A 21,151-nucleotide genomic window follows, 5' to 3' on the forward strand; every position below is an offset into this window, starting at 1 on the left:
TCGGTCAGGCGGATGCCGTGGTTCAGTGCTCTTGGAAGCGCGGCCAATCGCTGCCGGGCGCCATATGGGAATGCAGGGCGCCCTTCGCAGAGGCGAGGCTCGGATATTTTCCGGTGGTCGTGTCCGAGCCGACCATGGTGACGGTGTAGCCCTCGTCGTCGTGGCGGATGCTCCCGACCACGCCGTTCGTGCCGTACGCGACCCAGAGTGCGAGTGTCTTGGTGCTCATCGTCGAACCCCTCTCTGCGGCCGAGAGTACGCCTCCCCATCGGGGAAGACCAGGGCTTGACAATGTTCAGGATGCAGCGGCGACGAGCTCCAGTGTCTGGGCGCGACCGGCCGGGGAATCCTTCGGCTCGGACTCGTACGCACCGGCGACGGGCGACAACATGACCTCGTCGACGCCGTACCGTTCCGCGAACGCGGTGACCTCGCCGGCGACGGAATCGCCGGTGCCGACGAACCAGCGGGACCGGGCCGCGTGCACGACGTCGTCGGTCGCAGCATCCGTGGCGGCGGCGAGGGACTCCTCGACGGTCTCGAGGGCGACCAGCGGCTTGTTCAGGCGCAGACGGGCCATCATCCGCAGCTGCGGCAGCGCCCGAGCCTCCGCCTCCGCCTGCGTGGGCGCCGCCACGGCGTTCACGGTGAGGAAGGTGCGCGGCTCCGGGTGCTCCTCGCTCGGACGGTAGCCCGTGCGGTACAGGTCGAGCGCGCGCTCGAGACCCTGCCCGGAGAAGTGGTTCGCGAACACGTAGGGCAGTCCGTGGGACGCAGCGAGCTGGGCCGAGTAGTCGCTCGACCCGAGCAGCCATACCTCGGGGACGCCGGTTGCCGACGGCGTGGCGCGCACCGTGTATTCACCGCCTGAAGTGAAGCGCAGGGCCGCACCCTCGGCCGACAGGAGTGCCGCGATGTCCTGCACATGGCGCGGGAACTGCTCGACGTCGCTCGTGGTGCCCGAGCCGCGCAGCAGCTGTGTGATCACGGGATCGCTGCCCGGGGCGCGACCGAGGCCCAGGTCGATGCGGCCGGGGGCGATGGCCTCGAGCGCGGCGAACTGCTCGGCGACGATGAGCGGTGCGTGGTTGGGCAGCATCACCCCGCCGGAGCCGAGACGGACGCGCGAGGTGCGGGTGGCGGCGGCAGCGATCAGGACCGGGGGCGTGGTGGACGCGACCGCTGGCATGTTGTGGTGCTCGGCGAACCAGTACCGGCGATAGCCGAGGCGGTCGGCGGTCTCGGCGAGCGACAGGGATGCGGCGATGGCCTCGGAGCTGGTCTGGCCGGTGCGCACCGGGACGAGGTCGAGGACGGAGAGGGCGACGTCATTCATCCCGAGGGACAACCCGCCGCCCGTCTCCGGCATTCCCCGGTCAGGCGACGAGAGCGGATGCGGGAGTCAGCGCCTCCGCGAAGGCCTGACGTGCGAGGCGAGCGCGGATGTGCCAGGCGGCGCTGTAGTTCTGCTCGGGGAGCGCGGCGAGCGCGGCGCGCTCCTCCGCGGCCAGGCCGTCATGCGCGGCCTCGCGCAGCAGGTCATCTCGCGTGGCCGGATACTCCATCTCTGCGAGGAAGCGATCGAGCGCGGGGGAGAGGGCCATGGGAGTTCCTTTCTCGAGAGGGGCGAGGGCTCGTCGGGGGCGGCGCGGACGCCGCCCCCGACGGGTCAGGCGTCGATCGCCTGCCGCTGCTCCGCGGACTCGACGGTGATCTTGCGCGGCTTGGCGCGCTCGCTCACCGGGATGATCACCGAGAGGACACCGCTCTCGTACGAGGCGCTGATGCCGTCGAGGTCGACGCCCTCGCCGAGCGAGAACTGGCGCAGGAACGAGCCTGCGCCGCGCTCGCGGGCGAGCCAGCGCACGCCCTCCCTGGTGTCGGCGGTGCGCTGGGCGCGAATGGTCAGCTGGCCGCCGTCGAGATCGACGTCGATCGATCCGGGATCGGCGCCCGGGAGGTCGGCGTGCAGGATGTACCGGTCGCCGTCGCGATACAGATCCACCGGCATCAGCCGGGGTGCGCGGACGGTGTCCAGCACGCTCGCTGCGAAGCGGTCGAGCTGGCTGAACGGGTCGAAGGTGAGTGCCATGATGTCTCCTTTCGTGCGGCCCGGAAGGGCGGTAGTCTGATGCAGATCATCTGCATCTGTGCTGTAGATTTGTTATAGAACAAACTCAGAAGATCTCGCAACCCGATCTAAGGAATCTCTCAGGATGACGCATCGCGATTCGCGCACACCGCTCTATGGCATCGCCGTGGCGGCTCAGCTCGTCGATCTCCCGGAGGCGACTCTGCGGTTGTTCGAGAGCAAGGGGCTGCTCGCCCCCGCCCGCAGCGACGGAGGGACGCGGCGCTATAGCGACGACGACATCGCCCGGCTGCGTCGTGCGGCACGGCTGCGGGAGGACGGCCTGAACACCGCCGGGATCGCCCGGGTGCTGGAACTGCAGGACGAGAACGCGGATCTGCGCGAGTCTCTGGCTGACGACGGCCCCTCCGCCCCGGCGCGGAAACGCCCTGAGCCCCGCTGACGTCCAGCGCATGGTCGCCGCGTCGCGGGCGGATACGCTTCCCTCATGGAAGCCGGCATCTTCTACGTCCTCGTCGGTGCGGTCGCCGTGGCCGCGTTCGCACGCTCCCGGGGGTGGCCGGCGCCGCTGCTGGTGACGACGCTGGCCCTCGCCGCGTCGTTCCTCCCGTTCGCACCCGACCTCGACATCGACGGACATGTGCTGCTGAGCCTGGTGCTGCCGCCGCTGCTGTACTCGGCCGCGCTCGACGTGTCGTTCGTCGGCTTCAAGCGCAGCCTTCCGCAGATCCGGAGGCTCGGGATCTGGCTCGTGCTGCTCACGGCGGTCGCGGTCGGCTTCGTGGCGTGGTGGATCCTGCCGTCGCTGACGCTTCCCGGCGCACTGCTGCTCGGCGCGATCGTGGCTCCGCCCGACGCGGTGTCGGCTGCGGCGATCGGACGCCGCCTCGGGCTGCCTCGGCGGATCATGACCGTGCTGTCGGGTGAGAGCCTCATCAACGATGCGACATCGCTCACGCTCTACCGCGTCTTCGCCTCGTTGACGATCGCGGGTGCGACGGTGTCGGTGTGGGACGGGATCTGGCAGTTCCTTCTCGCGGTCGGCATCGGGGTGGCCGTCGGTCTCGTGTTCGGGATCGTGCTGCATCAGTTGCGCATGCGCATCAGCGACGCCGTCGTGATCGGCACGTTCGGACTCCTCGCCCCGTTCGGCGCGTACGCGATCGCCGAGCATCTTCTGGGATCGGGCGTGCTCGCGGTCGTCGCGATGGGTCTCTACGTCGGCTACAACTCTCCGCGCACCGACTACACGACGCGCCAGCAGGAGAAGCCGCTGTGGCTCTCGGCCGACCTGCTGCTGGAGAGCTTCGTGTTCGCGTACATCGGCTTGCAGTTCCCCCGGGTGCTCCGCGATCTCGGCAGCGAGTCGGTCGGTCCGATCCTGCTGCTCTCTGGGGCGGTCCTGCTGGTGGTGCTGCTCGTGCGGCCGCTGTACATCTACCCGACCAGCGCCTGGGCGAATTTCCAGGACCGCCGCCGGTTGGAGCGCTGGGACCGCGGGGTGCAATCCGGGGAGTTCGAGAAGAGGCACCGTGCATCGCGACGGTGGAGCGAGCACAGCGCCGACGAACTGCGCACCCGCATCGTGCGCGAGCGGATGGCGGGTCTGCAGCTCTCGTGGAAGGACAACGCCGTCATCTCGTGGGCGGGGATGCGAGGCGTGGTGACGCTCGCGATCGCGGTCGCCGCGGCCGACCTCGCCACGCTCGATGCCGAGGCGTCGCACGCGATCGTGGTGGTCGCGTTCATCGTCACGGTCGGCACGCTGCTGTTGCAGGGGCTCACCCTGCCGCTGCTCATCCGCGGGCTCGGCATCGCCAGCGACGTCGACGAGGAGGAGGACGAGGCGGCTCTCGCCGAGGTGCGTGCGAAGAGCCGCGAGGCCGGGAAGGAGTTCCTCGCCGAGAAGCGCGTCGAATGGGAGGCGAAGTACGGCGAGGTCGACCTTCGCGTGTTCGACGCCTTCACCCGGCGCATGACACGGGTCGAGAACGACACCGACGAGGCGCAGAGCATGGAGGACGCGGCGAGCCGGCCGTCGTACGACGACCTCGTCGCCCTGTCGAAGGGATGGCTGCAGGTGCGACGGGACATCCTGCTCGCCGAGCGCGACGCGGGGAACCTCGACGAGGAGGTCATGCGCGAACTCATCGCGGCGATGGACGCGGAGGAGCTCGCGCTCGACACCCGCGGTGCGACGCGCCAGCCCGGCCGGGCCTAGCCGGGATGCGAGAGCGCCCCGTCCCGGAAGGGGCGGGGCGCTCTCGTGAGGCGGGACGGTGTCAGCGCGCGGCGACCGGCTCCTTGTCGGAGGAGGCGTCCGCCTCGGGAGCCTCGTCGTCGCCCGAGTCGTCGGCGAAGGGCAGGCCCTCGCGCGGCGCGTTGTAGAGGTCCTCGTTGAGGATGCCCTCGCGCTTGGCGACGATCGTCGGGATGAGCGCCTGGCCCGCGACGTTGACCGCGGTGCGGCCCATGTCGAGGATCGGGTCGATCGCGAGCAGGAGGCCGACGCCCTCGAGCGGCAGGCCGAGGGTCGACAGCGTCAGGGTGAGCATGACCACCGCGCCCGTGGTGCCGGCGGTGGCCGCGGATCCGACGACCGACACGATCACGATCAGCAGGTACTGCACGAAGTTCAGCTCGATGCCGAAGAACTGTGCGACGAAGATCGCGGCGATGGCCGGGTAGATCGCGGCGCAGCCGTCCATCTTCGTGGTCGCGCCCAGCGGCACGGCGAACGACGCGTAGGAGCGGGGCACACCGAGGTTGCGCTCGGTGACGCGCTCCGTGAGAGGCAGCGTGCCGATCGAGGAGCGGCTGACGAAGGCCAGCTGCACCGCGGGCCACACACCCGAGAAGTACTGCTTGATCGACAGGCCGTGGGTGCGCACCAGGATCGGGTAGACGACGAACAGCACGAGCGCGAGGCCGATGTAGATCGCGGCAGCGAACCAGCCGAGGGCCGCGAGCTTCTCCCAGCCGTACTTGATGACGGCCGAGCCGATGAGGCCGAAGGTGCCGATGGGGGCGATGCGGATGATCCACCACAGCACCCGCTGGATGACCTTGAGCAGCGATTCGGTGAAGACGAGGAACGGCTCCGCCTTCTTGCCGGCCTTGAGCGCCGCGATGCCGACGACCGCGGCGACGACGATCACCTGGAGGATGTTGAAGCCGACGCTCGAGCTGAACGTGCCGTCGGCCGCACCGGGCGAAGTGCTGACCGTGAGGCCGAGGAAGTTCTGCGGGATGAGGCCGAGGAGGAAGTTCCACCACGTGCCCACCGTGTAGGGGTCGCCCGTCTCGAGGCCTTCGCCCGCACGGTTGCCCGGCTGGATCACGAGACCGAGGCCGATGCCGATGATCACGGCGATGAAGGCGGTGATCGCGAACCAGAGGATGGTCTGGCCGGCGAGGCGCGCGGCGTTCTGCACGCGGCGCAGGTTCGAGATGCTCGCGACGATGGCCGTGAAGATGAGGGGGACGACGGCGGCGCGCAGCAGCGTCACGTACGAGCTGCCGATCGTGTCCAGGGTCGCGGAGAGGCCGTTCGGGTTCTCGGCGGTGGCGCCGAGCTGACGGCCGATCAGGCCGGCGGCGACACCGAGGACGAGGGCGGCCAGGATCTGGAAGCCGAACGAGGTCAGCAGCTTCCGGACCGGTCCGCGGGTATCAGGCGCCTTCTGGGCGCGTGCGGTGGTGCTCATTGAGGGACTCCAGAATCGCGGCGCGCCGAGTGCACGCCATGAGGCTCAACGCTAGGACTCCCTGAGAATTCCCTGGGCGGATATGACGAACGATGACGCGGTGCACTCAGCTCGCTCCGCGTGCCGGCATGTCCGAACCCGGATCGAACCACCTCAGGTCGGGGAATCGGGCGAAGCCGCGGTCGCGGGTCGCGAGGCGTGCGCCGTTCGCCAGGGCCAGGGCGGCGATGTACGCGTCGGGGACGAGGTTCCCACGGATGCCTCGATCGCGTGCGGCGAGGGCGTCGAACCGGTCCCAGGCCGGCGGTCCTGCCGTGAGCCATTGCGTGCGCGGGGCGGCGAGCAGGCTGCGGGTGAAGGCCAGCGCCGCCTCGACCGGTGCGGGGGCGGTGGTGATCCGGGGGTGGGTGACGATGCGGACGAACCCGCTGAGGATCGTGTCCGACACTCCGATCGACTCGTGGGCGAGCGCCTCGTTCAGCCACGGGCCATAGGTCTGGTGTTCTGCGGAGTCGGCGCGGAACGCGTAGACGAGGATGTTGACGTCGGGCACGATCATCGGATCGGGGCCTCTTCGAGTGCCTCCCACACGGCGTCGCGGTCATCGATGTCGACGAGGAATCGTGATGTGCGCGGGTCGCCGAAGGTCGGCAGGGGTTCGACGGTCGCAGTGGGTCGGCGCTTCGCCAGGTGTTCGCGCAGGGCTTCTTCGATGAAGCTCGTGAAGGTGCGTCCCTCGGCGGCCGCACGAGCCTTCGCCTCGGTCGCGAGCGCTTCGGAGAGGTTCAATGTGGTGCGCATGCAGACAAGCATACGCGCGGGCGCAGACATCTGCCTACGTATCAGCGCGGGGCGAGCACGAGCAGGTCGCCGACCTCGCAGTCGAGGGCCTCGCAGATCGCGCGCAGCGTCGAGTAGCGGATGGCGCGGGCGCGGTCGTTCTTCAGTACGGAGAGGTTCACGATGCTGACCCCCACCGCGGCGCTCAGCTCGGTGAGGGTCATGCCGCGGTCGACGAGCAGCTCGTCCAGCCGGCAGTGGATGCCCGTGAACTCGTCGTCGCTCTCGGCAGGACTCACACCAGGCCCTCCGTGTCCTTCTGCAGTCGTGCGGTCTCCTGCTGAAGGCGCGCCCTGTCCTGGTCGAGGCGCGTCCCCTGCCGGAAGACGGCGGCGAGGGCGAGGAGCCCGAGTGCGCCGGCGAACGGGAGGGGGGTGACGGTGAGCTGATAGGCAGAGGGGTACCACTCGCTGTCGGGCGTGAACACCTCGCGCAGGCCGGTCGTGGCGGCGATGCCGCCGAGGAGGTCGGCCGCCACGCCGAAGACCAGGACCGCGATCGCGCCCCCGGTGAGAGCCCGCGCCACCATGTGCGAGAAGACTCGACCGCGCAGGGTGTGGAAGCAGATGATGGCGACGATCACGGCGGGCATCGTGGTGAGGGCGAGGGTGCTCAGCTGGGCGGCGGCAGCGAGCAGCCGGAGTCCGAGAGAGGCGTTCGTGACCGTGAACTCCGACAGGCTCGCGCCCCGGCAGGTGAGCATGGTCGTGGCGGTGTCGCCGAATTCGGAGCAGGGCAGGCTGTCGGGCCAACCGACGTACACGTAGGTCTCTCCGTGGAGTTCGGCCCAGTCGACCGTGAAGGCCTTGACGATGAAGACCACGGCGCTCACCGCGGAGAGCAGGATCCACCATCCGGAGAGGGTGAGCGCGGCGTCGAGTGCGATCGTCCGGCTGCCCCGCCGGCGTCCGTTCCAGACCAGGATCAGGACGACGAGGGCGATCACCGCGAGCCCGATCGCGATGTAGAGGAGTGAGGGCCAGATCTCCGCCGATCCGAACGTGAGCATCAGACGAGCCCTTCCGTTTCCTTCTCGAGTGCGGCCTTCTCGTTCTGCAGGCGGATGCCGCGGCGGAACGCGACGGCGATCAGCCCGACCGTCACCCCGGTCGCGAAGAAGGGCGCGATGGTCCAGAACTCGAGCGGATGCGCGGGCTCCCCGTCGCCGATGCCGAGCGCTGCGGTGACGCCGTTGCGCCCCATGGTCTCCAGCATCACGATCAGGATCGGTGCGCCGACGAGCGTCCATCCGATCGCGGTGAACGCCCGGACGTTCGCGCGGACGAAGAACCGCCCGCGCAGGAAGTTCCAGGCGACCAGGGTCACCGCGGCGATGACCACGATCGCGGCGAGGGCCCACAGGACGATGGCCGCGATGATCGCCGTGGTCGACACCGCGTTCACGTCGGCGGCGATGACCAACGCCTCGTCGGCGAGTCCCTCGACGGAGATGGTCCCGGAGTCCGTCGTCGCCGAGATCGGCTGCTGGTCGATCGGGACCGTCCACGCGACCCCCGTCTCACGGAACGTGCCGCCAACGCGGAGCACGGTGGCGAGGCCGACCGTGATCAGCGCGACGGCGGCGTAGAGGATCACGGTGATGGCATCCGCTTTCTCGGAGCGGGTGGGGGTCGTGGCGGTGGCGGTCATCAGACGAGCCCTTCCGTGTCGTGCGGGAGTCGCCGCGCGATGTCGAGCACGACGGCGGCCGATGGTCGAAGGTGGAGCTCGTTCACGATGTCCCCTCCTGTCGGTCCGCGCGGACCGTTGTTATCGACTGTCGTTAACATAACGACTGTCGATAACTCGGTCAACCCCCGGTATGCCCACGGCGAACACGGGCATACCGGCCCGATGTGGTGGTTACTCTCGATGTACAAGCGCTTCACGCGTCTTCGCCCCGTGCGAATAAGGAGTCACAGCATGTTCGAGAGATTCACGGACCGAGCCCGTCGAGTGGTCGTCCTCGCCCAAGAAGAGGCGAAGATGCTCAACCACAACTACATCGGAACCGAGCACATCCTGCTCGGTCTCATCCACGAGGGTGAAGGCGTCGCCGCCAAGGCCCTCGAGAGCCTCGGCATCTCCCTCGACGCCGTGCGCGAGCAGGTGCAGGACATCATCGGCCAGGGTCAGCAGCAGCCGACCGGCCACATCCCGTTCACGCCGCGCGCCAAGAAGGTGCTCGAGCTCAGCCTCCGCGAGGCACTGCAGCTCGGTCACAACTACATCGGAACCGAGCACATCCTGCTCGGCCTCATCCGCGAGGGCGAGGGTGTCGCGGCCCAGGTGCTGGTCAAGCTCGGCGCCGATCTCAACAAGGTCCGTCAGCAGGTCATCCAGTTGCTCTCCGGCGCCCCGGGGCGCGAGCCGGCCTCCGTCGGTGCGCAGACCAACGACACACAGTCCAGCGCCCAGGGCGGGTCCGCCGTGCTCGACCAGTTCGGACGCAACCTCACGCAGGCGGCGCGCGACAACAAGCTCGACCCGGTCATCGGGCGCGAGAAGGAGGCGGAGCGGGTCATGCAGATCCTGTCCCGCCGCTCCAAGAACAACCCGGTCCTGATCGGCGAGCCCGGCGTCGGCAAGACCGCCGTCGTCGAGGGTCTCGCCCAGGCGATCGTCAAGGGCGATGTGCCCGAGACGCTGAAGGACAAGCAGCTCTACTCGCTCGACCTCGGCTCGCTCATCGCCGGTTCCCGCTACCGCGGTGACTTCGAGGAGCGCCTGAAGAAGGTCACCAAGGAGATCCGCACACGCGGCGACATCATCGTCTTCATCGACGAGATCCACACCCTCGTGGGTGCGGGTGCCGCCGAGGGCGCGATCGATGCGGCCAGCATCCTGAAGCCGCTCCTCGCGCGCGGTGAACTGCAGACGATCGGTGCGACCACGCTCGACGAGTACCGCAAGCACTTCGAGAAGGATGCCGCACTCGAGCGCCGTTTCCAGCCGGTGCAGGTCAACGAGCCGACGCTGCCGCACGCGATCAACATCCTCAAGGGTCTCCGCGACCGCTACGAGGCGCACCACAAGGTGCAGATCACCGACGGCGCGATCGTGGCCGCCGCGAACCTCGCCGACCGCTACGTCTCCGACCGGTTCCTCCCCGACAAGGCCATCGACCTTATCGACGAGGCCGGCGCACGCCTGCGCCTGTCGATCCTCTCGAGCCCGCCCGAGCTGCGGGAGTTCGACGAGAAGATCGCCGCCGTGCGCGAGCAGAAGGAGATCGCCTCCGAGGAGCAGGACTTCGAGAAGGCCGCATCCCTCCGCGATGAGGAGAAGAGCCTCCTCGCCGAGCGTCTGCGTCTTGAGAAGCAGTGGCGTGCGGGCGACGTCGCGACCTCCGCGGTCGTCGACGAAGGCCTGATCGCCGAGGTGCTCGCACAGGCCACCGGCATCCCCGTCTTCAAGCTGACGGAAGAGGAGTCCAGCCGACTCGTCTTCATGGAGAAGGCCCTGCACCAGCGGGTCATCGGTCAGGAAGAGGCCATCGCGGCGCTCTCCAAGACGATCCGTCGCCAGCGCGCCGGTCTCAAGGACCCGAAGCGCCCGTCGGGCTCGTTCATCTTCGCCGGCCCCACGGGCGTCGGAAAGACCGAACTGGCCAAGGCTCTCGCCGAGTTCCTGTTCGACGACGAGGCCGCACTGATCTCGCTCGACATGAGCGAGTTCGGTGAGAAGCACACCGTCTCGCGCCTGTTCGGCGCCCCTCCCGGATTCGTCGGATTCGAAGAGGGTGGCCAGCTCACCGAGAAGGTGCGGCGCAAGCCGTTCAGCGTGGTCCTCTTCGACGAGATCGAGAAGGCGCACCCCGACATCTTCAACTCGCTGCTGCAGATCCTCGAAGAGGGGCGCCTCACCGACGGTCAGGGTCGCGTGATCGACTTCAAGAACACCGTGATCATCATGACCACCAACCTCGGTGCGCGTGACATCGCCGGTGGACCTGTGGGCTTCCAGATCGAGGGCAGCAACTCCACCACCTACGAGCGGATGAAGGGCAAGGTCAACGAGGAGCTGAAGCGCAACTTCAAGCCCGAGTTCCTGAACCGTGTCGACGACATCATCGTGTTCCCGCAGCTGTCGAAGGAGGAGCTGGTGCAGATCGTGGATCTGTTCACCAAGCGTCTCGGCGATCGCCTGCTCGACCGCGACATGACGATCGAGCTGTCGCAGGCGGCCAAGGAGCGTCTCATCGAGATCGGCTTCGACCCGGCCCTCGGCGCCCGACCGCTGCGTCGCGCGATGCAGCACGAGGTCGAGGACCGTCTGTCCGAGAAGATCCTGCACGGCGAGCTCAACCCGGGCGACCACGTCAAGGTCGATGCGAAGGACGGGCAGTTCCTGTTCGAGCACGGCCCCCGCGGCGAGAAGGTCGCGGTCGGCGTCAACACCGGCGGCGGTGCGATCGCCGGCACCCCCGACCTGGCGGTCGCCAGCGGGGAGTGACCTCGACAGAACCCGAAGGGGCGGATGCTGCGGCATCCGCCCCTTTCCTGTGTGCTCGCGGGTTCGCCCATACCGGCCCGCCGCTGAGGGGTGCGCTCAGCCGCGGGTTCTAGGCTTGTCGCGTGAGCGAGTACATCGTCCGTCCGGCGCGCAGCGCCGACATCATCGGCATCCGCAACCTTCTGCAGCCCCTCGTGGAGCAGCGCATCCTGCTCGGCAAGGATCTGGCGGTGCTCTACGGCGCGGTGCAGGAGTTCGTCGTCGCGGAGGCCGACGGGGTGCTGATCGGATGCGGCGCGCTGCACGTGATCTGGGAAGACCTGGGCGAGGTGCGCACGCTGCTCGTCCGCGATGACTGGCTGCACCACGGCGTCGGCCGAGCGATCGTCGACCGCCTGGAGGAGACCGCCAGGAGCCTCGGCCTCTCGCGCCTGTTCTGCCTCACGTTCGAGGTCGACTTCTTCGCCCGTCGCGGCTTCACGCCCATCGGCGAGCAGGTCGTCGACCCCGATGTGTACTCCCAGCTGCTGCGCAGCGGCGACGCCGGTGTCGAGGAGTTCCTCGACCTCGCCCACGTCAAGCCGAACACGCTCGGCAACACCCGCATGCTCAAGGTGCTCTGAGCGGCCGGCGCAGACCGCGACTGCCCGTCGTGCTCCCAGGGTGCACGCGCCGCATCGCTTAGCCTGGAGGCATGCCCCGTCGCTCCGCCGCCGTCTACCGTCGACGGCGTCTGGTCGTCGTGATCGGGCTCGTCCTGCTGCTGGCTGTCGTCGGCGTCGGGGCCTGGCTCCTGATCGCTCGACCGTGGGCGGCGGCCGATGTCGCTCCGAAGCCGTCGGCCTCGCCCTCCGCGGCGCCCTCGACGACGACACCGACCACCGACTCCGCGTCCCCCTCGCCCTCTCCGTCCACGGAGGAGACGCCCGCGATCGTGGCGTGCGAGGCGAAGGACATCGAGGTCACGGCCGTCACCGACGCCGAGACGTATGCCGCAGGGGTGATGCCGAAGCTCTCGATCTCGCTCACCAACAAGGGGGCGAAGGACTGCACGATCGACGTCGGATCGACGACGCAGGTGTTCACCGTGTCCAGCGGTTCTGACGTGTGGTGGCGCTCGACAGACTGCCAGGAGAACCCCAGCAGCATGGTCGCGACGCTCGCCGCGGGGACGACGGTCACCAGCAAAGACCCGGTCACCTGGGACCGCACGCGCTCCAGCGTCGAGACGTGCGCGCAGGAGAACCGGCAGCGTGCACCCGGCGGGGGAGCGTCGTACCACGTCGAGGTCTCGATCGGCGGGTTCACGAGTCTCACGACCGCGCAGATCCTCCTGTACTGACCGCCTCGAGATCGAAGCGATCGACGTCCGGGCGCTTCGAAATTCGTCGCGGCGCGCCTCTTCGCGTGCGGAATGAGCCGACGTCGGCTCGTGGGGGCGTCCGATGCTGACAGTCGCCGTTCTTTGGGATACCATTGAGATGACTCTCCGCATCATGCGGCACAAGCCATCCCCAGTGGCGTCGAACTACAGCGTCCCCAGCGCTTCGACATCGCCGCTCGAGAGTCCGAGGGCCCTCTCGAGTACCCCAGTCCCCAATGGAGGACTCGAGAGGGCCCCAATCGTATCCGCAGCCGGATTCCGCGCGCTGTCCTGCGCACCGTGAATAAGCTGGAGACATGGCAGCGAAGAAGTCGAAGACCTCGAAGAAGAAGCCCGCGCCCGAGGACTTCCGGTCGGAGGCTCTGGCGCAGGCCCTCGAGAAGCAGGACGTCGCGGCCGTCGCCCTCGCCCTCCGCAACGGCACCACCGTCGTGCCACTGATCAAGCCCGGTGCCCGCGACAATCCGCTCGACAGCGGCGAGGTATGGACCTACCGCGACCCGAACTCCGGCGACCTGGCGTTGCTGCTGTTCAGCGACGCGAACAACAAGCCGGCCAACCTCCCGCCCGGTGTGGGCATCTTCACCGCCGACTGGCTGCGGAAGTTCCTCGCCGCCCATCCGATCACCACGGTGTTCCTCGACATCGCGGGCCCGCACCCGATGCAGGCCGAACCCGCCGAACTCCTGAAGGCCCTCGACGCCTGAGACGCGGGCGTCCGATCAGAACGGCGGGATGTCGCGATCGGAACGGCGCGAGGTGTTGCGCGCGCGGACGTCGCCGAGCGCGGCGCGTAGTGTCTTCGACCGATCATCGACGACCTGTTCGTAGCCGAGTCTGGCCGCTTCGGACCGCCGTTGGGCCACCTGGGTCACGGGTCGGATCTCTCCGGCGAGGCTCAGTTCGCCGACCGCCGCGACGGTGCGCGGCACCGAGATCTGCTGGATCGAACCGGCCACCGCGATCGCGATGGCCAGATCGGCCGCCGGTTCGGTGAAGCGCACGCCCCCGACGGTCGACACGTAGACGTCGAGGCTGCCGGTGGGCACGCCGGCACGACGTTCGAGGATCGCCAGCACCATCGCCACGCGCGATGAATCGAGGCCGTGCACGATGCGACGCGGGTTCGGCGCATTGCTCGGAACCGTGAGCGCCTGCACCTCGACGGGGAGGGCACGGCGGCCCTCGAGGGAGATCGCCACGCACGTCCCCGGTTCGGTCGCACCTTGAGACAGGAAGAGGCCGGACGGGTCGGGCACCTCGGCGATGCCGTCGCCGGTCATCTCGAAGCAGCCGACCTCGTCGGTCGGACCGAAACGGTTCTTGAGGGCGCGGATGAAGCGGAGCGACGTCTGCCGGTCGCCCTCGAAATGACACACGACGTCGACGAGGTGCTCGAGCACGCGCGGACCCGCGACCTGACCGTCTTTCGTGACGTGGCCGACGATGATGATGGGCAGGTCGCGGTCTTTCGCGACGCGGATCAGCGTCGCCGCGACCTCACGCACCTGGCTGGGCTGCCCCGCCGCCCCGTCGATCAGCGACGACGACACGGTCTGCACCGAGTCGACGATCACGAGCTGCGGCTTGACCTCGTCGATGTGGCCGAGGATCGTCGCCAGGTCGGTCTCGCTCGCGAGGTACAGCTCGTCGTGCAGCGCGCCCGTCCGTTCCGCGCGCAGACGCACCTGACCCGGCGACTCCTCCGCGCTCGCGTAGAGCACACGTCGTCCGCCGCGCGCGGCCTGTGCGGCGACCTCGAGCAGCAGGGTCGACTTTCCGACGCCCGGCTCGCCGCTGAGCAGGATCGCGGCACCCGGCACGATGCCGCCGCCGAGCACGCGGTCGAACTCGCCGACGCCGCTGCTGCGTCGAGGAGCGTCCTGCGTGGTGATCTGCGTGATGGGCCGCGCAGTGCGCTCGGCGCTCGGGGCGACGGGCCCGACCCGACGGAGGATTCCGGTCTGCGCCGCCTGCTCCTGGACCGTTCCCCACTGCTGGCACTCGCCGCAGCGGCCCACCCATTTGGCGGTCGTCCACCCGCATTCCGTGCACACATACGCGGGAGGAGCGGGTTTCCGGGTGGCCATGCCCCCAGGCTATCGCCGGGATCGGACATGCCTATCGACCGGGCATTATTCACGGCCCCTTTTACCCGGTAGACCGCCGGCTCCGCGCGATACTGGTGTCATGTCCAACGGCGGGTCCGTCTGCGGGCCGATCTCGAGCTACTCCCGGGTGCGCATCCTGCACCTGCTTTTCGAAGCGCGTCACACGCATCCCGAAGGTCAGCTCTCGATCGGCGATCTGTGCGAGGCCACCGGCCTGCACGCCAACACGGTGCGCGAGCACCTGCAGCGGCTGATCGAGGGCGGATACGTGATCCCGACGGTCGAGCACCGCACCACCAGGGGGCGTCCTCGCACGTTCTACAGCGCCGCCACCGGCGACCCCGGCGCGTCGAGCCCGGTCGCCCGCGACAAGGCCAAGGCCGCGGCCCGTCGGGGCGACCTGCTGCGCAGCATCCACCCGGGTGCGGCCTCCGGTCTGGGACGCGAGGCCACCTACCAGCTCGACGCGCTGGTCGAGCACCTCGAGGAGAGCGGCTTCGAGCCCATCGTCGACGGCGATCGGCTCACGGTCGACCTCAGTCCGTGTCCGCACGCGGCTGGACTGCCCGAGAACCGGCCGATGCTGTGCCAGGTGCACCTCGGGCTGATGCAGAGCGTGCTGAACGAGGCCGGCGGGCCGCTCGCTGCCGAGCGCGTGCAGGAAGCCGTGCTCCCCTCCGACTGCACCGTGCAGCTGCGCGACACCTCCGCCCGGTTGAACGCGCACACCGAGCAACTGCGTCATCGCCCGACGCAGTCTCACAGAACAGGAGTCGTGCATGGAATGGCTTGACCCGCTCGCGCTCGCCCGATGGCAGTTCGGGCTCACGACCGTCTACCACTACCTGTTCGTGCCGCTCACGATCGGCATGGCGCTGATCGCCGCGATCTTCCAGACCGCGTGGGTGCGCACCGGCAAGGTCCAGTACCTCCACCTCACCCGCTTCTTCGGCAAGATCTTCCTGATCAACTTCGCGATGGGAGTGGTCACCGGCATCGTGCAGGAGTTCCAGTTCGGCATGAACTGGTCCGACTACTCCCGCTTCGTCGGCGATGTGTTCGGCGCCCCGCTGGCGTTCGAGGGGCTCCTGGCCTTCTTCTTCGAGGCGACCTTCATCGGCCTGTGGATCTTCGGCTGGGACAAGCTCCCGCAGAAGCTGCACCTCGCCACGATCTGGTGCGTGTCGATCGGCAGCATCCTCTCGGCGTATTTCATCATCGCGGCCAACGCGTTCATGCAGAACCCGGTCGGCTACACCTTCAACGAGGCGACGAACCGCGCCGAGCTCACCGACTTCTGGGCGCTGCTGACCAACCCCGTCGCGCTCGCCGCGTTCCCGCACACCATCTTCGGCGCGCTGATGTTCGCCGCCGGTGTCGTGATCTCGGTCTCGGCCTGGCACCTCGCGCGCGGCCAGCACTTCGACACCATGCGCATCTCGCTCAAGTTCGGGCTGTGGGCGATGATCTTCTCCACTGCGGGCGTCGTGCTCACGGGCGACCAGCTGGGACTCGCGATGTACGCGGCACAGCCGATGAAGATGGCGGCGGCCGAGGCGACCTTCAACACCGTGTGCGGGCCTGACGCCTCGTTCAGCATCTTCACGCTCGGAACCCCGGACGGCAGTTCCGAGCTGTTCTCGATCCGCGTGCCCTACCTGCTGTCGCTGCTGTCGACGCACACGCTCGACGCCTGTGTGCACGGCATCAACGACCTGAACGCGGAGTACGCGCAGACCTACGCGGCGACCGGCCTGACCGACTTCGCCCCGATCCTCTGGATCACGTACTGGGCGTTCCGTTGGATGATCGGCCTGGGCATCGCCGCCGCGCTCGTCGCGGTCGCCGGCCTCTGGCTCACCCGCAAGGGTGCCAAAAAGCCCCCGGCTCCGTGGATGTGGAAGCTCGCCATCTGGTCGTTCCCGCTCGCGCTCGCCGCCAACATCATGGGCTGGGTGTTCACCGAGATGGGCAGGCAACCCTGGATCGTGTTCGGTCTCATGACGACGCAGGACGGCGTCTCGCCCGGCGTCTCCGGACTCGAGGTGCTGATCTCCCTCATCGCGTTCACCGCGATCTACGCCGCGCTCGCCGTGGTCGAGATCCGGCTCATCATCCGGGCCGCGCAGAAGGGCCCTGACACCGAAGAACAGCCGCACGACGAGACGGCCCAGCTGCCGTCGGTCGTCTACTGAGAAGGAGGAGCATCATGGATCTCGCAACGCTCTGGTTCTTCATCGTCGCCTTCTTCTTCGTGGGGTACTTCGTGCTCGACGGGTTCGACTTCGGGGTAGGCATGTCGTTGCCGTTCCTCGGCAAGGACGACGTCTCGCGGCGTCAGGTCATCAACACGATCGGCCCGGTCTGGGACCTCAACGAGACCTGGGTGATCGTGGCGGGCGCCGTGCTGTTCGCCTCCTTCCCCGAGTGGTACGCGACGCTGTTCAGCGGCTTCTACCTGCCCCTCCTGCTCATCCTGCTGGCACTGATCCTGCGCGGCGTCTCGTTCGAGTACCGTCACCAGCGCGAGGGCCGGAAGTGGAAGCAGGGCTTCGACAGGATGATCGTGATCGGCTCGGTCGTGCCTGCCCTACTGTGGGGCGTCGCGTTCGGCAACATCGTGCAGGGCGTGGCGATCGACGAGAACCACATCTACGTCGGTGGCTTCTTCTCGCTGTTGAACCCGTACGCGCTGCTGGTGGGCGTCACCACGCTGCTGCTCTTCTTCCTGCACGGCGTGCTGTTCGTGGCGCTCAAGACCGACGGCCAGGTGCATGAAGATGCGCAGAAGCTCGCGAAGAAGGCCGCTATCCCGACGATCCTCGTCGCGGCGGCGACGGTGGTCTGGACGGTCATGATCGCGATGGGGCGCGAGGCCCCTCTGCTCTGGCTCGTCATCGGGGCCGGAGTCCTCGCCGCGGTGAGCCTGATCGCCGCCGTCGGGTCGTCGCTCATCCGACGTGACGGCTGGGCGTTCTTCGCCGGCATGCTCACCGTGATGTTCGCGGTCGTGATGCTCTTCTCCGCGCTCTTCCCGTACGTGATGCCGTCGACGATCGATCCCGCATACAGCCTCACGATCGCGAACGCGTCGAGCACCCCGTATACGCTGCAGATCATGAGTTGGACGGCCCTGATCGCGATGCCGCTCGTGCTCGCGTACCAGGCCTGGACCTACTGGGTCTTCCGCAAGCGCGTCACCCGGACCTCCATCGAGGGGGCTCCGGCGCACGCGTGAAACCCGTCGATCCGAGACTGCTGAAGTACGCAGGTGCCGCGAGGGGCTTCCTCGCGGCATCCGCGTCGATCGGCATCGTGCAGACGGCCGTGACGATCGCTTTCGCGTGGTTGCTGACCGACGCGGTCACCGGCGCCATCGCGGGGCGCGACGTCTCGGGCTCGCTGCTGTGGCTGTTGCTGGCGGCCCTGCTGAGGGGACTCCTGATCGCGGCGTCGGATGCGGCGGGCACGCGTGCGGCGGCGAAGACCGGCATGCAGCTCAGGGCGGCTCTCGTCGCGGCGGTCGGTCGGCTCGGGCCGGGGTGGCTGGCGCAGCGGAACCAGGCCGCTCTCGCCGTCACCGCCGGGCACGGGCTGGAGGCTCTTGACGCGTACTTCGCCCGCTACATCCCACAGCTCGTGCTGACCGTCATCGCGACGCCGGTGCTGGTCGCGGTGATGTGGTGGCAGGACTGGCCGAGCGGACTCACCGCCGTGATCACGCTGCCCCTCATCCCGCTGTTCCTCATCCTGATCGGCATGGCGACGCGGACGGTGCAGGCGCGACAGTGGCAGACCCTGCAGCGTCTCGCTGCCCGGTTCGCCGACACCGTGCAGGGACTGTCGACCCTGCGGCTGTTCGGCCGCGACCGGCGGGCGGCCGACCGTATCGAGGTCACCGCCGACGAGTACCGCCGCGAGACCATGAAGGTACTGCGGTTCTCGTTCCTGTCCGGCTTCGCGATGGAGCTGCTGGCCTCGATCGCCGTCGCCCTGATCGCCGTGTCAGTCGGGTTCCGGCTGCTCTCGGGTGACCTGACGCTCGAGGTCGGGTTGTTCGTGCTGCTGCTCGCCCCTGAGGCGTTCCTGCCCATCCGCCAGGTGGGCGTGCAGTTCCACGCGGCCGCCGAGGGCGTCGCCGCCACCGAGGACGTGTTCGAGGTGCTCGACGCCGAGCGCACGCGGGGAGACGCCTCACGGATGTCGGACGGAATCACGGATGTCGGACGGATCGCCGCGGAACCGTCCGACATCCGTGAAACGGCCCGACAGGTGTCACCGGGTGGGGTGCTCGTCGTCGAGGGACTCAGGGTGCGCGAGCTGCCGCCCGTCTCGTTCACAGCCGAACCGGGCACGGTCACCCTGATCGAAGGGCCGAGCGGATCGGGCAAGTCGAGTCTGCTCGCGGCGCTGCGGGGGGCGAGCGACTTCGAGGGGACGGCCACCTACGCCGGACTCGATGTGCGGCGACTCGCGCCGTCGCAGTGGCTCGCGTGGGCGGGGCAGAGTCCTGGACTCCTGCGGGGCACGGTGGCGGAGAACGTCGCACTGGGAGATGACGACCCCGACGCCGCACGCGTCCGTGCCGCCCTCGACGCCGCCTGCGCAGAGGGCATCGACCTCGGACTCGTGCTCGGCGTGCAGGGCGCGGGGCTCTCCGGTGGACAGGCGCAGCGCGTGGCGGTCGCCAGGGCCCTTTACCGCGAGGCCGTCGGACGCGGAGGGGTCCTCGTGCTGGATGAACCGTCGAGCGCCCTCGACCCAGCGACCGAGGAGCGGCTGTGGCGCTCGCTGCGGGAGAGGGCGGATGCCGGGGCCACGGTGCTGCTCGTCTCGCACCGTCGGTCCGCGCGGGGCATCGCCGACCGGGTCGTGGCAGTGGGGGTGAGTGCATGAGCGGGGACGCACGGACGCAGCGCATCCGGGGCATCCTCGGCCTCGCGCAACCGCCGGCGGGACGCTTCCTCCCCGCGCTGGTGTGGGGTCTGCTCTCGGCCGCCGCCGCCGTGAGCCTGCTCGCCGTGAGCGGCTGGCTGATCGTGAGCGCATCGATCGTCGACTCGCTCGTGCCGCTGTCGATCGCCGTGGTCGGGGTGCGCTTCTTCGCGGTGACGCGCGCCGTCACCCGGTATCTGGAGCGTCTGAGCGGACACGACGCCGCGTTGCGTCAGCTCGCCTCGACCCGCGCCGACATGGTGCGACGGCTGATCCCGCTCTCGCCGGCCGGTCTGGGGTCGACCGACCGTGGTCAGGTGCTCACTGCCCTGGTCGACGATGTCGAGAACCTGCAGAACCTGCCGCTGCGTGTGGTCCAACCTCTCGGCGTCGCCGCTCTCGTCGCGGTCGGGGCCGTGGGATTCCTGACGTTCGTCTCGCCCGCTGCCGCGCTCACTCTCGCCGTCTGCCTGCTCGTCGCCGCGGCGGCTGCGATCGGACTGGGCTGGCTCTTCGGATCGAAGGCGGAGTCGCTGGTGTCCGCACGGAGGGCAGAGCTCTCCGCCGCCCTGGTCGACTACTTCGGCAGCCTCGACGTCCTCCTCGCATACGGCGTGGAGGAGCAGGGTCGTGCACGTATCGCGGCGGCCGACGCCGCGCTGCGCCGGGTGGTCGACCGCGCATCCCTCGCGCAGGCCATCGCCGCTGGCGTGGTGTCAGCGGTCGCTGGTGCCGCGTCGGTGTGGGCGCTCGCCGCCGCCGCCCCCGGGCTCGCCGACGGCACTATCGACGGACCGTGGCTCGCGGTCGCCGTGCTCGTGCCGATGGTGGTGTTCGAGATCTTCGGGGCGGTTCCGATCGCCGCGGCCTCCTGGCGCAGCGTGCGTTCGAGCGCGGAGCGCATCGTAGACGTGCTCCCTGAGACGATGCCGGCCGAGCTGCGGACCGACGCGGGGGAGGAGGTCGAGTTCGCGGGTGCTCCCGAACTGCGGTTGCGCGATGTGCGGGCGAACTGGCCGGGTGGCGTCCCCGCGTTGAGGAGTGTCGACCTCGACCTCGGTCCGGGCGAGCGGGTGCTGGTGGCGGGGCCCAGCGGGGCGGGCAAGAGCTCGCTGGCGGCAGCGCTCGTCGGCTTCCTGCGCGTGGAGGGCGAATACCGCATCGACGGGCATGACGCCGCAGACCTCTCCGGTGTCGCGCTGCGCCGGGTGATCGGCCTGTGCGAACAGCACCCTCAGCTGTTCGACGAGGACATCCGCCAGAACCTGCTGTTCGCGCGTGACAGTGCGACCGATGACGAACTGCTCGACGTGCTCGACCGCGTCGGGCTGGGGGAGTGGGTCCGCGAGCGCGGCGGCCTCGACGCACGGGTCGGTGATCGCGGCGCCCTGGTCTCGGGCGGCCAGGCGCAGCGGATCTCGCTGGCACGGGCGCTCTTGCGCGGGTTCCCGGTGCTGGTGCTCGATGAGCCGACCGCCGGAGTCGACCCCGACGCCTCGGATGCGCTGTTGCGCGACCTGCTCGAGGCCACGGGCGGCCAGTCGGTGCTGCTGATCTCGCACGTGCCTCCGCCGGAGGGCACGGTCGATCGCGTGGTGCGGATCGAGCGCGGTCGCACGGTCTGATC

At 68.9% G+C, this 21,151-nt stretch carries 22 protein-coding genes; 11 read left to right on the forward strand and 11 right to left on the reverse strand.

The features are described 5' to 3' along the window. Positions 1–22: 22 nt before the first annotated feature. The 4 genes from AB0E56_RS05990 to AB0E56_RS06005 form a co-directional block, all read right to left on the reverse strand. Positions 23–229 carry a methyltransferase gene (locus AB0E56_RS05990; protein ID WP_359797426.1) on the reverse strand — a complete coding sequence of 69 codons (207 nt, stop codon included), beginning with the start codon at positions 227–229 and terminating at the stop codon, positions 23–25. A gap of 66 nt (positions 230–295) precedes the next feature. Next, positions 296–1,336, reverse strand: a complete 1,041-nt coding sequence (locus tag AB0E56_RS05995; RefSeq protein WP_359797428.1) for an LLM class flavin-dependent oxidoreductase — start codon at positions 1,334–1,336, stop codon at positions 296–298. Positions 1,337–1,376: 40 nt separating this feature from the next. Further along, positions 1,377–1,604 (reverse strand): DUF2795 domain-containing protein, encoded by a 228-nt coding sequence (locus AB0E56_RS06000; protein WP_359797431.1) that lies wholly within the window; start codon positions 1,602–1,604, stop codon positions 1,377–1,379. 65 nt (positions 1,605–1,669) lie between these two features. Then, positions 1,670–2,092 carry an Hsp20/alpha crystallin family protein gene (locus tag AB0E56_RS06005; protein ID WP_359797433.1) on the reverse strand — a complete coding sequence of 141 codons (423 nt, stop codon included), beginning with the start codon at positions 2,090–2,092 and terminating at the stop codon, positions 1,670–1,672. A gap of 124 nt (positions 2,093–2,216) precedes the next feature. Between AB0E56_RS06005 and AB0E56_RS06010 the strand changes: the two genes are divergently transcribed. Both AB0E56_RS06010 and AB0E56_RS06015 read left to right on the forward strand, forming a co-directional pair. Next, a complete protein-coding gene (locus AB0E56_RS06010; protein ID WP_359797435.1) occupies positions 2,217–2,534 on the forward strand; it encodes a MerR family transcriptional regulator in 318 nt (105 codons plus the stop codon). 45 nt (positions 2,535–2,579) lie between these two features. Further along, the gene (locus AB0E56_RS06015) at positions 2,580–4,313 is read left to right on the forward strand and encodes a sodium:proton antiporter (protein WP_359797436.1); all 1,734 of its coding nucleotides are present in this window, start codon (positions 2,580–2,582) and stop codon (positions 4,311–4,313) included. 61 nt (positions 4,314–4,374) lie between these two features. On the opposite strand, the gene AB0E56_RS06020 is transcribed toward AB0E56_RS06015, so the two are convergent. The 6 genes from AB0E56_RS06020 to AB0E56_RS06045 form a co-directional block, all read right to left on the reverse strand. Beyond that, the gene (locus AB0E56_RS06020) at positions 4,375–5,799 is read right to left on the reverse strand and encodes a dicarboxylate/amino acid:cation symporter (RefSeq protein WP_359797438.1); all 1,425 of its coding nucleotides are present in this window, start codon (positions 5,797–5,799) and stop codon (positions 4,375–4,377) included. Positions 5,800–5,905: 106 nt separating this feature from the next. Further along, the gene (locus AB0E56_RS06025; protein WP_359797440.1) at positions 5,906–6,358 is read right to left on the reverse strand and encodes a TA system VapC family ribonuclease toxin; all 453 of its coding nucleotides are present in this window, start codon (positions 6,356–6,358) and stop codon (positions 5,906–5,908) included. Further along, positions 6,355–6,600, reverse strand: a complete 246-nt coding sequence (locus AB0E56_RS06030) for a CopG family transcriptional regulator (protein WP_359797441.1) — start codon at positions 6,598–6,600, stop codon at positions 6,355–6,357. Before AB0E56_RS06030 ends, AB0E56_RS06025 begins: the two co-directional genes overlap by 4 nt. Before the next feature lie 41 nt (positions 6,601–6,641). Beyond that, positions 6,642–6,878: a helix-turn-helix transcriptional regulator gene (locus tag AB0E56_RS06035; RefSeq protein WP_124896437.1), complete on the reverse strand. Its 237-nt coding sequence runs from the start codon at positions 6,876–6,878 to the stop codon at positions 6,642–6,644. Further along, positions 6,875–7,648 carry a hypothetical protein gene (locus tag AB0E56_RS06040; protein WP_359797442.1) on the reverse strand — a complete coding sequence of 258 codons (774 nt, stop codon included), beginning with the start codon at positions 7,646–7,648 and terminating at the stop codon, positions 6,875–6,877. Before AB0E56_RS06040 ends, AB0E56_RS06035 begins: the two co-directional genes overlap by 4 nt. Beyond that, entirely contained in the window at positions 7,648–8,289 is a 642-nt protein-coding gene (locus tag AB0E56_RS06045) for a hypothetical protein (protein WP_359797444.1), read from the reverse strand. The genes AB0E56_RS06040 and AB0E56_RS06045 overlap by 1 nt, the downstream gene beginning before the upstream one ends. Positions 8,290–8,562: 273 nt before the next feature. Here AB0E56_RS06045 and AB0E56_RS06050 point away from each other — a divergent pair, with 273 nt between their 5' ends. From AB0E56_RS06050 to AB0E56_RS06065, 4 genes are all read left to right on the forward strand, one after another. Then, complete coding sequence (locus tag AB0E56_RS06050) at positions 8,563–11,094, forward strand: ATP-dependent Clp protease ATP-binding subunit (protein WP_183150960.1); 2,532 nt, start codon at positions 8,563–8,565, stop codon at positions 11,092–11,094. A gap of 122 nt (positions 11,095–11,216) precedes the next feature. Beyond that, positions 11,217–11,717, forward strand: a complete 501-nt coding sequence (locus AB0E56_RS06055; protein WP_359797445.1) for an amino-acid N-acetyltransferase — start codon at positions 11,217–11,219, stop codon at positions 11,715–11,717. Positions 11,718–11,788: 71 nt separating this feature from the next. Then, entirely contained in the window at positions 11,789–12,436 is a 648-nt protein-coding gene (locus AB0E56_RS06060; RefSeq protein ID WP_359797447.1) for a hypothetical protein, read from the forward strand. A 338-nt stretch (positions 12,437–12,774) separates the two neighbouring features. Continuing rightward, positions 12,775–13,185, forward strand: coding sequence for a dehydrogenase (locus AB0E56_RS06065; protein ID WP_359797449.1), 411 nt, complete (start codon positions 12,775–12,777; stop codon positions 13,183–13,185). 15 nt (positions 13,186–13,200) lie between these two features. On the opposite strand, the gene radA is transcribed toward AB0E56_RS06065, so the two are convergent. Continuing rightward, entirely contained in the window at positions 13,201–14,568 is a 1,368-nt protein-coding gene (radA, locus tag AB0E56_RS06070; protein WP_359797450.1) for a DNA repair protein RadA, read from the reverse strand. Between the two features lie 100 nt (positions 14,569–14,668). On the opposite strand from radA, the gene AB0E56_RS06075 reads away from it, so the two are divergent. The 5 genes from AB0E56_RS06075 to cydC are packed head-to-tail and all read left to right on the forward strand — an operon-like array spanning position 14,669 to position 21,149. Beyond that, entirely contained in the window at positions 14,669–15,382 is a 714-nt protein-coding gene (locus AB0E56_RS06075) for a helix-turn-helix domain-containing protein (protein WP_359797452.1), read from the forward strand. Continuing rightward, positions 15,369–16,784, forward strand: a complete 1,416-nt coding sequence (locus AB0E56_RS06080; RefSeq protein WP_359797453.1) for a cytochrome ubiquinol oxidase subunit I — start codon at positions 15,369–15,371, stop codon at positions 16,782–16,784. The genes AB0E56_RS06075 and AB0E56_RS06080 overlap by 14 nt, the downstream gene beginning before the upstream one ends. Before the next feature lie 14 nt (positions 16,785–16,798). Further along, positions 16,799–17,827 carry a cytochrome d ubiquinol oxidase subunit II gene (cydB, locus tag AB0E56_RS06085; RefSeq protein WP_359797454.1) on the forward strand — a complete coding sequence of 343 codons (1,029 nt, stop codon included), beginning with the start codon at positions 16,799–16,801 and terminating at the stop codon, positions 17,825–17,827. After that, positions 17,824–19,485: a thiol reductant ABC exporter subunit CydD gene (gene cydD / locus AB0E56_RS06090; protein ID WP_359797455.1), complete on the forward strand. Its 1,662-nt coding sequence runs from the start codon at positions 17,824–17,826 to the stop codon at positions 19,483–19,485. Before cydB ends, cydD begins: the two co-directional genes overlap by 4 nt. Then, complete coding sequence (gene cydC, locus AB0E56_RS06095) at positions 19,482–21,149, forward strand: thiol reductant ABC exporter subunit CydC (RefSeq protein WP_359797457.1); 1,668 nt, start codon at positions 19,482–19,484, stop codon at positions 21,147–21,149. Before cydD ends, cydC begins: the two co-directional genes overlap by 4 nt. Positions 21,150–21,151: the final 2 nt, after the last annotated feature.

Source organism: Microbacterium sp. NPDC028030 (genome assembly GCF_040637855.1).
In the GTDB taxonomy this organism is placed as follows: Bacteria; Actinomycetota; Actinomycetes; order Actinomycetales; family Microbacteriaceae; genus Microbacterium.